Raw genomic sequence first — 8,618 nt, forward strand, 5'->3', positions numbered from 1 at the left:
TAACGATCCGCGACCGCGCACGATGAGTAGGGCGTGACTGAGCCCTCGGCACGACCCACGGTCGACGTGGTCATCCCCTGCTACAACTACGCGCGGTTCCTGCGGGCGTGCGTGAAGAGCGTGCTCGACCAACCCGGCGTCGACGTGCGGGTGCTGATCATCGACGACACGTCGAGCGACGACACGCCCGAGGTGATGGCCGAGCTGGTGCGCGACCCCCGGGTCGAGGGTCGCCGCCACGAGGTGAACAAAGGTCACATCGCCACCTACAACGAGGGCCTGCTGGAGTGGGCCAAGGCCGACTACACGGTGCTGCTGTCCGCCGACGACCTGTTGGCGCCGGGCTGGCTCGCCCGCGCGGCCGCGGTCTTCGAGGCCAACCCGGGCGTCGGCATGGTGTACGGGCGGGTCGTGTACTACAGCGATCACGACGCGTTGCCGAAAGTGGTGACCCCCCCGGCCGGCCGCACGGTGTGGTCCGGTGTGGACTGGGTCGAGGCGCGCTGCCGCACCGGGCAGAACGTCCTGTCCTCCCCCGAGGCCGTGGTGCGCACGTCGGTGCAGCAGGCGGTCGGCGGCTACCGGCCCGACCTGCCGCACGCGGGCGACCTGGAGATGTGGATGCGCATCGCCGCGGTGTCCGACATCGGGTACGTCAGGGGCGAGCCCGCCGCGTACTACCGGGTCCACCAGCAGTCGATGATGCGCACGGTGTTCTCGTCGCTGTTCGCCGACCTGGAGCAGCGGCAGGCCGTGTTCGACCTGTTCTTCCGCGAGCACCCCGACCTGCCGCCGCGCCTGCGGTCGCTGGCCAACCGGTCGATCGCGCGCGACGCGCTGTGGCGGGCCGTGCGCGCCTACGACCGCGACCAGCTCGACGACATCCCCGTCGACGAGCTGGAGGACTTCGCCCGCCGCGTCTACCCCGACACCGAGCGGCTGCCCGAGCACCGGGCGCTGCGGCGGCGACGCGCGCTCGGCCCGAAGGTGTGCAGCCGCACCCAGCTGTTCCTCGGCTCGCACCTGGTCAAGCGCGGGCGCGGCCTGGTCGGCAAGCAGCTGTGGAAGTGGCGCGGGCAGTGACCGCGGGCCTGGAGCGCAAGGTCACCTCGGCGATCCGGTGGAGCGCCGTCAACAGCCTCCTCCAGCGGCTGGGGCAGGTCGGCGTCGGCGTCCTCGTCGCCCGGCTGGTCGCGCCCGAGCAGTTCGGCGTGTTCGCGGTGGCGCTGGTGGTGCTCAACATCGTGCTCAGCGTGAGCGAGATGGGCGTGAGCGTCGCGCTGGTGCGCAGCGAGAAACCGGTCGAGGAGCTGGCGCCGACGGTCACCACGCTGTCGATCGCCTCGGGCGTGCTGCTGTGCCTGGCGTGCGTGGTCGGCGCGCCGTTCTTCGCCGACGCCATGGGCACGCCGCAGGCCACCGGCGTGATCCAGCTCATGTCGGTGTCGCTGGTGGTGGCGGGCGCGTCGGCGGTGCCGGGCGCGCTGCTCCAGCGCGAGTTCCGGCAGAACCACAAGTTCGTGGCGGACACCTCGGGGTTCGTCGTCGGCACCACCGTGGTGGTGGTGCTGGCGCTGCTGGGCTTCGGCGCGTGGAGCCTCGCCTGGCAGCGGATCGCGGTCAACCTGGTGTCGGCCGGGGTGATGTTCGCCTACACCGAACGGCGCTACCGGCCCGGGTTCGACGCGCGGCAGGCGCGGGAGCTGCTGGCGTTCGGCCTGCCGCTGGCCGGGGCGAGCCTGCTGGTGTTCGGCGTGCTCAACGTCGACCAGATCGTGGTCGGCAGCGTGCTGGGCACCGTGCCGCTCGGGTACTACCTGCTCGCGTTCAACCTGGCCAACTGGCCGGTGGCGGCGTTCTCCCAGCCGGTGCGCAGCGTGTCGCTGGCGGCGTTCTCGCAGGTCAGGAACGATCCGGAGCTGTTCGCGCGGACGTTCGCCCGCGCGTTGCGGCTGCTCGCGCTGGCGACCGTGCCCGCGTGCGTGCTGCTGGCCGCGTTCGCCGACCCGCTGGTGCGGGTCGTCTACGGCGAGCGGTGGGCGCCCGCCGCTCAGGCCCTGGCGCTGCTGGTGCTGCTCGGCGCGCTGCGGGTGGTGCTGGAGCTGGGGTACGACTACCTGGCCAGCGCCGGGCGGTCGCGCGCCATCCTGGTCATCCACCTGGTGTGGCTGGTCGCGCTGGTGCCGCTGCTGGCGCTGGGCGCGCACGTGGACGGCATCCGGGGCGTGGCGGCGGCGCAGAGCGTGGTCGTGCTGGCGTTCATCGTGCCCGCGTACCTGGTGGCGTTCCGGCCCTACGGGCTGCGGGCGCGCGTGCTGGGCGCCGCCGTGGCGCGGCCGGTGCTCGGCGGCGCGGTGATGGTCGCGGTGGCGCTGGGCGTGCAGTGGCTGGTCGAGGACCCGGTGTGGCGGCTGCTGGCGGGCGGCGCGTCGGCGTCCCTGGCCTACGCCGCCGTCGTCTTCCCCCTGCGCCACGAGGTGCTGGGGCTGCTGAGGAGGAGCAACGCGTGAGGGTCGTCCAGCAATTGCAGCGCCGAGCGCACCAGGTCTCGCGCATCGTGCGCGAGCAGGGGGTGCGCCAACTCGGCGCCCGCGCGCTGAACAACGCCGCCCGGCGGTTCGGCGCGGACACCGAGGTGTTCCCGGTGCGGCTGGAGGACGTGCGGGCCGCGGACCTCGGCGCGCCGCGCACCGTGGTCGTGCCGCCCGTGCCGGCGGACGGGAAGCTGACCGTGAACTGGGTCAGCACGCCGCCCGCGCCCGGCTCCGGCGGGCACACCACGATGTTCCGGCTGGTCGAGCACCTGGAGTCGCTGGGCCACACGTGCCGGCTGTACCTGTACGACGTGTACGGCAGCCGCGCGGTGGACCACGAGCCCGTGATCCGGTCGGCGTACCCGGGGTTCCGCGGTCCGGTCCTCGACGTGCTGGACGGGATGGCCGACGCGCACGCCGTGTTCGCCACCGCGTGGATGACCGCCTACCCGGTGTTCAACGACCCGTGCGCGGGCAAGCGGTTCTACCTCGTGCAGGACTACGAGCCGTGGTTCTTCCCGGTCGGCGGGCTGTCGGCGCTGGCGGAGAACACTTACCGGATGGGTTTCCACGGCTTCACCGCGGGCCGCTTCCTGGCGGACAAGCTGCGGACCGAGGTCGGGATGCCCGCCGACCACTTCGACTTCGGCTGCGACGCGGACCGGTACCACCTGCGCGAGGGCGTGCGGCGTGACGGCGTGGTGTTCTACGCCCGGCGGCTGGCGCCCCGCCGCGCCACCGAGATCGGCCTGCTGGCCCTGGAGCTGTTCGCCGAACGGCACCCCGACCTGACCATCCACACCTACGGCGAGAAGATCGGCTCCCTGGGGCCCCGCCACGTGGACCACGGCCTGATCAGCCCGGCCCGGCTCAACGACGTCTACAACCGCTGCTACGCCGGTCTGACCCTGTCGATGACCAACGTGTCCCTGGTGCCGCACGAGATGCTGGCCGCCGGCTGCGTCCCGGTCGTCAACGACGCCGCCCACAACCGCGTGGTCCTGGACAACGACCACGTCCGCTACGCGCCCGCCACCCCCCACGACCTGGCCCGCGCCCTCACCGACGTGGTCACCACCCCCGACTTCGCCACCCTGGCCCGCACCGCCTCCACCAGCGTCTCGAGCCGCTCCTGGGACGCCGCGGGCCACCAACTGGAAAAACTCCTCCGCCACCACCTGAACCTCTGACCCCGCGCGAGTCGTACGTCCAGAACGCGCGAGTCGTACGTCCAGGACCCCCGAGTTCTACGTTCAGGTCACCGCCGAGGCCCCAGGCGGGTACGCGAATGTTGAACTCGGGGGTCCGGAACGTACGACACGGTGGTCCTGAACGTACGACTCGCGCTGTTTTTGCGGGTTAGGTGGGGGAGGGGCTCGTGGCGTCGGGGATCAGGAGGGTGGCGGGGGTGCTGCCGTCGGCCTGGACCAGGTGGACGGCGGGCCGCTTGGCGTCCCTCGGGATCGCGGCGAAGGCCAGGCGGTCGGCGTCCAGCCAGGTGGCCTGGTCGTCGACCCCGGCGGTGCCCGGGAGGCGGGTCTCGACGCCGGTGGCCAGGTCCAGGACGGCCAGGTCCCAGGGGCCCAGGCGGCCGATCCGCTTCTTGTAGGCGATCCTGGCGCCGTCCGGGGACAGGGACGGGCACTCGGCGTCACGGCGCAACGACTTGGCCGAGCGGGTCCGGAGGTCGCCCTGCACGAGCCAGGTGAAGCCGCCCGAGGCGAGGGTGGCGTAGAACGTCCGGTCGTCCGCGCCGACGGTCAGACCCCAGTAGTTGGTGTCCTGCGCCGAGTGCGGCCTGCCCTCGATGTCGGCCGTGAAGCCCTCCAGGGTCTCCACCACCTCGCCGGTGTCCAGGTCCAGGAACCCGGTGCGGGTGGAGAAACCGCCCGGGACGGCGTACGAGTCGCCGGTCACGAACGACGTCCAGGTGACCACCCGGCCGGACGCCGACACCTTGGCGCGGCTCGGGATCCCGGGCAGCGGCACGGTCCGCACCACGGCGCCGCCGCGCGTCACCTCCGCCGCGTACGTCGGCCCCGGCCCGGCGAGCTTCAGGCACACCTCGGTGCCGCCCGCGCGGTAGAAGCGCTGGCACGTCCTCCCGGTGGCGCTGCGCGCACCGGGGTCGGCCAGGCTCGCCTGCTCGACCCGCGACCGGCCGTCGGCCAGCTCCACGTACAGCAGGTCCCCCTCGCCCGCCGGTGCGGCCGCGGTGGTCACCTGCCGGTCGTCGCGGGCCACCGCCGTCACGTAGACCGCGCCCGCCACGACGACCAGTACGATGGCGGCCACGGCGAGCACGATGCGCCGCGAACCCAAATCCATCACCACCTGTAACGACAAGGCGCAAGCCGGCCGATTTCAGGGTAACAACACCCTTGCGCACCTCTACGCAGGGTAAACGCGGATCGGGGAACGGATGGACTTCTGGGGCGCGCTGCGTGTCCTGCGGAGGCGGTGGTACATCGCGCTGCCGTCGGCGCTCTTGGCCGTGGGCCTGGCGGCGGGCGTTTTCGTGTCGATCCCGACCCGCTACGAGTCCACCGGTGTGATGGTGTTCACCTCGCCGTCGGCGGGTGGCACGTTCTCGGAGAACGTCTCGCCCGAGGAAGCGGTGCGGATCAACCCGCTGCTGGCGTTCGACGGCAGCCTGTCGACCACGTCGCAGATCATCGCGCAGATCCTGGCCGACCCGAAGACCCGCGAGAAGCTCGGCATCGTCGAGGGCTCGACCGCGAACTTCACCGCCTCGGGCGGCGGCCAGAACGGCCCGTTCCTGTTCGTGGTGACCGACTGCGAGTCGCCGGACGAGGCCGAGAAGCTCGTCACCACGGTGCTGGAGTTCGCCCGTTCGGAGCTGGAGTCTCAGCAGCGCAAGCTGAACGCGCCGGAACCGACGTTCATCACCTCCCAGGTGATCGTGAACCCGACGACGGCCGAGGCGCAGATCGGCGGGAAGGTCCGGTACGCGGGCGCCGCGTTCGTGCTGATGATGTTGTTCACGCTGGCCGCCACGTTCGCCTCGGACAGCGTCATGGGCAAGCTCAAGCGCCGCAGGGAAGCCGCCGAGACGGACGCGGCTGAGAAGGACGCGGTTGAGGGCGACGGCGACGACGACGACGCCGCGGATGCCGGGGACAACGTGGCCCAGCATCAGCAGGCCCAGTCCCAGCAGCACCAGCAGGCGCAGCAACCCCAGCAAGCTCAGCAGCACCAGCAGGCGCAGCAACCCCAGCAAGCTCAGCAGCCCCAGCAGGCGCAGCAGGGCCCGCAGGCGCAGGCCCAGCGGCCCCCGCTCAACGGTCAGCCGCGGCGGCCCGACCAGCCGGCCGGTGGGCCCGTGCAGCGCCCGCTCGCGCGCAGGCAGCCCACGGCCGCCGAGCAGACGGTCAAGGTGCAGCCCACGGCCAGCGAGCAGACCGTGAAGATCGCCGCCGTCAGCCGGCCGGACCAGCCGAAGCCCGGGGCGCCGACCTGGCCCACCCGCGAAGACCCCCGGTGAGATGAGCGCCCTGACCCGCGTGCGGCACCGCGCGGACGGCGCCACGCTCGTCTGCGCCTACCTGCTGGCGCTGCTGGTGATCCCGGCCCGGCTGGTGCTGTCGTTCGTGCCGATGACCCTGCCGCCCGCGCTCGTGGTGGCGCTGCTGCTGGGCGTGCTGTCGCTGTCCGCCCACATGGTCGACACCCTCGGCATGGGCAAGGGCCGCAACGCGCTGCGCACCGCCGTGCTCATCTACCTGGCCATGCACCTGGCCACCTACGCGGTCGCCACCCGCCGCTGGCTGCCGATGGACGAGCTGACCGTCGCCGACAGCAGCATGGTGCGCATCGTGGCCACCATCAGCGTGGCGCTGTTCGCCTGCGACGCCATCCGGACCCGCGAGCGCCTGGACAAGGTGCTCAAGCTGGTGCTGGCCTGCTCGGCGCTGATCGCGTTCGTGGGCCTGGTGCAGTTCGGCGTCGGCGTCGACCTCGCCTCCTACGTGAGCCTGCCCGGCCTGCGCACCCAGGAGAACGCCTACTCGGCGATGGAGAGCCGGTCGATCTTCCGCCGCCCCACGGGCACCACCAACCACCCCATCGAGTACGGCCTGGTGTGCGCGATGGCCGTGCCGCTGGGCGCGCACTACGTGTTCCGCGCCCGCGACGAGGGCACGCCGCAGCTGCGCTGGTGGCTGTGCCTGGCCATGGTGGGCCTGGGCGGTCTGACCGCGCTGTCCCGCACCGCGATCCTCGGCATGGCCGTCGCGGGCGTCGTGCTGGTCCTCACCCTCCCCCGCCGCCGCAAGCTCACCGTCACGCTGCTGGGCATCGGGTTCTTCCTCGGCGCGAGCCTGACCGTGCCGGGCCTGTTCGGCACGATCCGCGGCATGTTCGCCAACATCGAGGACGACCCGAGCGTCAAGGCGCGCACCGCGGACTACGAGGCGGCGGCCGACCAGATCGACCTGAACCCGTTGCTGGGTCGCGGTTTCGGCACGTTCCTGCCGACGAAGTACACGATCCTGGACAACCAGTTCCTGCTGACGCTGATCGAGAACGGCTACCTGGGTCTGTTCGCGCTCATCGGCATGTTCCTGGCCGCCTGCTACGCGACCCTGCGCACGCGCCTGGTCAGCCGCGACGAGAACCTGAGGGGCCTGGCGAGCTGCCTGCTGGCGGCGGTGCTGGTCGGCGGGATCGCCTCGGCGACGTTCGACCTGCTGAGCTTCGGCGTGGCGACCGGCATGGTGTTCACCACGATCGGGCTGTCCGGCGCGGCGCTGCGCATCGCCCTCGCCGAGCCGGGCGCGGGCCGCGGGCCGCTGGCCGGGTCGGACGTGGCCGCGGGCGGCGCCGTCCGCTAGTCCGCCGGGCCTGGCGCCCGGGGCCTCCGGGGACGGCGGTCCTGGAGGCCCCGGGCAGGTCTTCAGGCGCGGGTGAGGCCCTTGTCGCCCTCCGCGTGGCGGTTGCCGCAGTCCGGGCACGCCAGCACGGCGTCCAGGCGCTGCCCGCAGGCGCACACCCAGCCCTTGTGCCGCGCCGGGTTGCCGGCCACGAACGCGTGCGCGGGCACGTCCCGGGTCACCACGGAGCCGGCGGCGGCGAACGCGTGCTCGCCGATCTCGACCCCGCAGACCACCACGGTGCCCGCGCCGAGCGTCGCGCCCCGCCGCACCACCGTGGACAGCAGTTCCGCGCCGCCGCGCTTGATCGCCGCGCGCGGGCGCAGGTCGTTGGTGAACAGCACGTTCGGCCCGAGGAACACGTCGTCCTCGCACACCACGCCGTCGAACACGAGCGTGCCGTTCTTCACCGTCACGTTGTCGCCGAGCACCGCGCCGCCCTCGACGAACGCGCCGTCGCAGATGTTGCAGCCCCGGCCGACGCGGGCGCCGGGCAGCACGTGCGCGAACGCCCACACCCGCGTGCCGTCGCCGACCTCGGTGCTCTCGCACAGCCCGCGGGGGTGCACGAAGACCCCGCTCACCGCACGGCCTCGGCGAGCGCGGCCACGACCCGCTCCTGCTGCGCCGGCGTGATCTCCGGGAACAGCGGCAGCGACAGGATCTCCCCCGCCACGGCCTCGGCCACCGGGAAGTCGCCCGGCGCGTGGCCCAGGGACTCGAACGCGCCCGTCAGGTGCACGGGGGTCGGGTAGTGGATGCCCGCGCCCACGCCGGCGCCGTGCAGCGCCTTGAGCACCCGGTCGCGCTCGGGGACGCGCACCACGTACAGGTGCCACACCGGCAGGTTGCCCTCCAGCACGACCGGCCGCGCGACGCCGGGCACGTCGGCCAGCATCGCCGAGTACCGGTCGGCCGCCGCGCGCCGGGCGTCGTTCCAGCCCTCCAGCCGGCGCAGCTTCGCCGACAGCACCACGGCCTGGAGCGTGTCGAGCCGGCTGTTGAAGCCCAGCACGGTGTGCTCGTACTTGCGCGGCGACCCGTGCTCGCGCAGCAGCCGCACGGCCTCCGCGAGCGCCGCGGACGACGTCAGCACCGCGCCGCCGTCGCCGTAGGCGCCGAGGTTCTTGCCCGGGTAGAAGCTGGTCGCGGCGAGGTCGCCGAGCCCGCCGACGGGCACGCCGTGCCGCCG

General features: G+C 72.8%; 8 protein-coding genes. 5 read left to right on the forward strand and 3 right to left on the reverse strand.

Going from position 1 to position 8,618, the window contains the following annotated elements:
- Window positions 1-33 precede the first annotated feature (33 nt).
- The 3 genes from ACFV4N_RS05490 to ACFV4N_RS05500 are packed head-to-tail and all read left to right on the forward strand — an operon-like array spanning window position 34 to window position 3,724.
- Window positions 34-1,083 carry a glycosyltransferase family 2 protein gene (locus tag ACFV4N_RS05490; protein WP_499671281.1) on the forward strand — a complete coding sequence of 350 codons (1,050 nt, stop codon included), beginning with the start codon at window positions 34-36 and terminating at the stop codon, window positions 1,081-1,083.
- The gene (locus ACFV4N_RS05495) at window positions 1,068-2,510 is read left to right on the forward strand and encodes a lipopolysaccharide biosynthesis protein (protein ID WP_499671282.1); all 1,443 of its coding nucleotides are present in this window, start codon (window positions 1,068-1,070) and stop codon (window positions 2,508-2,510) included. Before ACFV4N_RS05490 ends, ACFV4N_RS05495 begins: the two co-directional genes overlap by 16 nt.
- Window positions 2,507-3,724, forward strand: coding sequence for a rhamnosyltransferase WsaF family glycosyltransferase (locus tag ACFV4N_RS05500; protein WP_499671283.1), 1,218 nt, complete (start codon window positions 2,507-2,509; stop codon window positions 3,722-3,724). Before ACFV4N_RS05495 ends, ACFV4N_RS05500 begins: the two co-directional genes overlap by 4 nt.
- Before the next feature lie 169 nt (window positions 3,725-3,893).
- On the opposite strand, the gene ACFV4N_RS05505 is transcribed toward ACFV4N_RS05500, so the two are convergent.
- On the reverse strand, window positions 3,894-4,829 hold the full coding sequence (locus ACFV4N_RS05505; RefSeq protein ID WP_499671284.1) for a TolB family protein: 936 nt from the start codon (window positions 4,827-4,829) through the stop codon (window positions 3,894-3,896).
- A gap of 127 nt (window positions 4,830-4,956) precedes the next feature.
- Here ACFV4N_RS05505 and ACFV4N_RS05510 point away from each other — a divergent pair, with 127 nt between their 5' ends.
- Window positions 4,957-6,039 (forward strand): hypothetical protein, encoded by a 1,083-nt coding sequence (locus ACFV4N_RS05510; RefSeq protein ID WP_499671285.1) that lies wholly within the window; start codon window positions 4,957-4,959, stop codon window positions 6,037-6,039.
- Window position 6,040: 1 nt separating this feature from the next.
- The gene (locus ACFV4N_RS05515; RefSeq protein ID WP_499671286.1) at window positions 6,041-7,387 is read left to right on the forward strand and encodes an O-antigen ligase family protein; all 1,347 of its coding nucleotides are present in this window, start codon (window positions 6,041-6,043) and stop codon (window positions 7,385-7,387) included.
- 62 nt (window positions 7,388-7,449) lie between these two features.
- Here the strand turns inward: ACFV4N_RS05515 and ACFV4N_RS05520 are convergent, their stop codons facing one another.
- Both ACFV4N_RS05520 and ACFV4N_RS05525 read right to left on the reverse strand, forming a co-directional pair.
- Window positions 7,450-8,010 (reverse strand): acyltransferase, encoded by a 561-nt coding sequence (locus ACFV4N_RS05520; protein WP_499671287.1) that lies wholly within the window; start codon window positions 8,008-8,010, stop codon window positions 7,450-7,452.
- Window positions 8,007-8,618, reverse strand: a 612-nt coding sequence (locus ACFV4N_RS05525) for a DegT/DnrJ/EryC1/StrS family aminotransferase (protein ID WP_499671288.1), incomplete at its 5' end; no start/stop codon positions are given. The genes ACFV4N_RS05520 and ACFV4N_RS05525, both read right to left, overlap by 4 nt.

Source organism: Actinosynnema sp. NPDC059797, from assembly GCF_042732085.1.
Lineage (GTDB): Bacteria > Actinomycetota > Actinomycetes > Mycobacteriales > Pseudonocardiaceae > Actinosynnema.